Below are 1,794 nucleotides of genomic sequence, written 5' to 3'. Positions count from 1 at the left end.
TGAATAAACACATACCCAAAATCTTCTTCAAGTTTAAACATCAACCTTTCTTCAAGAGGAACATTTTCAAGTATTGAAAAATCCAGTTCTACTTCATCAAGATTTAACAAATTTAGCTTAGCACGCTGTTTTCTTAATTCATTATGACTTTCAACAATGGCTTTCATATAGTGAGCCGAACTAAATAATGCAGATTTATTGAACTATGAAACGAATACTAATATCAGATTTTAACATATAAGCGGATACTCTGTATTTTTGATAAAACACAACTACAATCATACAAAAAATGATACCCCATCACGTTTTCTATAATTACGCATTAACATTATCGGCTAAAAGCTTCTATAATTTTGTATTTACCACATGCTTTGGCTGATATAAGTAATTCTTCGGGACTAAATAAACTTCCACATTTTTCAAGAAGACAAATGATATTGTTAACGTCGTCGTCATTCCAATTTTCTATCAATTTCCCCCACTGTTTGAATTCGTTCAGAGGTTGTAAGCTTATCTTTCTTTCCAGTACGCACAGGAACAAATCATGAGCACCTACGTTATAAAGAAGTGATGCGAGATAACAATTAAATTCAGCATCAAAACCTTCTAATGTTGGCCTTAATTCTAGTAACTTTTTAAAAGTAGATACTTTAACTACATTCCTTTTGCTTTGTCTAGCAAAAGAATAGTACATCCCTCCAATATCATCCTTACCAAAGTCATCTCGTTCAAAATCAAGATTAGATACGATAAGATTAGCAATGTCATAAGCTTCATTAGTAATCGCATGGGACACAGCCAAATATTTATTGAATAGACATCCTTGATTTATAAAAAGTTCAAATATTATTAATGCCTCATCACCAATTGTTGTGAGGGACCATATTTCTTCATTAAAGCTTCTACTATTTATATAAGAGTAATCGATAATGTCGAGCTTTATCCCTAATTTAATCAACGCCCCACATTCTTTCACTTCAATTTTGCTTAGATTAAGCAAAATCAGTATTTCATATAAATAGTCAAATTTAATATCACCATCAAAATATGCAACAAAATCACTTATAACGTCAGAATTGCACTCCCTTAGAAGAAGTTCTAAAAAATCTTCAGACGGCTCACCCTCTTCTTCAACATATTGCTCATATATGTTAAAATCTCTATTTATCATATGGAGATATAAACTTTCATCTGTCATTATCGTTCCCTCTGAACTCAACATCTACAATTGGCAATGAATTAATCATTTCAATAAATCTTTCACTTACAAAAACTTTACTGGGGTCGCATGATAGCTTGAATATATCAATACCATCCTCATATAATTTTATAAGTTTTTCATTGTCCAACTCTAAATCACCAACAGCAAACAAACCATTTGTCTCATTCGTGATCACATTAAATCGATTCTCAATGTATAATGCATACATACCGTGAAAAACTTTCACATTATCGTCTTTAAATGGAGTCAATGAGGCATCATATATAGCATCGGAGAATGAAACACCTTCTAGATTCATTCTATCATATAGGTCAGATGAGATAAATATTGTAGGGACAAATGAGAAATCTATTAGTAAATCTGGCTCTACACCAATCCTTTTGTGCCCTAAGTGTTCTTTAATTGGAAATGAATTAATGCTGTCTTTTGATAACAAAAAATATTCACTCATAATTTATCACCATATTGGTTTATAATCCGCTTCACTCTTTATGAGGCCATGATGCCAACTTGGTGATTTGAACTATAGTTTAGTTATTTGTCGAGTTATCGGGTGATCTTATGGCGACAAT

2 protein-coding genes are annotated in these 1,794 nt (G+C 31.8%); both read right to left on the bottom strand.

Going from position 1 to position 1,794, the window contains the following annotated elements; genetic code table 11:
* Positions 1-328 precede the first annotated feature (328 nt).
* Entirely contained in the window at positions 329-1,198 is an 870-nt protein-coding gene (locus Q0852_RS23520) for a hypothetical protein (protein ID WP_299022845.1), read from the bottom strand.
* On the bottom strand, positions 1,188-1,673 hold the full coding sequence (locus Q0852_RS23515) for a hypothetical protein (protein ID WP_299022843.1): 486 nt from the start codon (positions 1,671-1,673) through the stop codon (positions 1,188-1,190). The genes Q0852_RS23520 and Q0852_RS23515 overlap by 11 nt, the downstream gene beginning before the upstream one ends.
* Positions 1,674-1,794: the final 121 nt, after the last annotated feature.

It is taken from the genome of uncultured Photobacterium sp. (assembly GCF_947502415.1).
Lineage (GTDB): Bacteria > Pseudomonadota > Gammaproteobacteria > Enterobacterales > Vibrionaceae > Photobacterium.
This window is presented reverse-complemented; position numbering and strand designations above follow the sequence as displayed.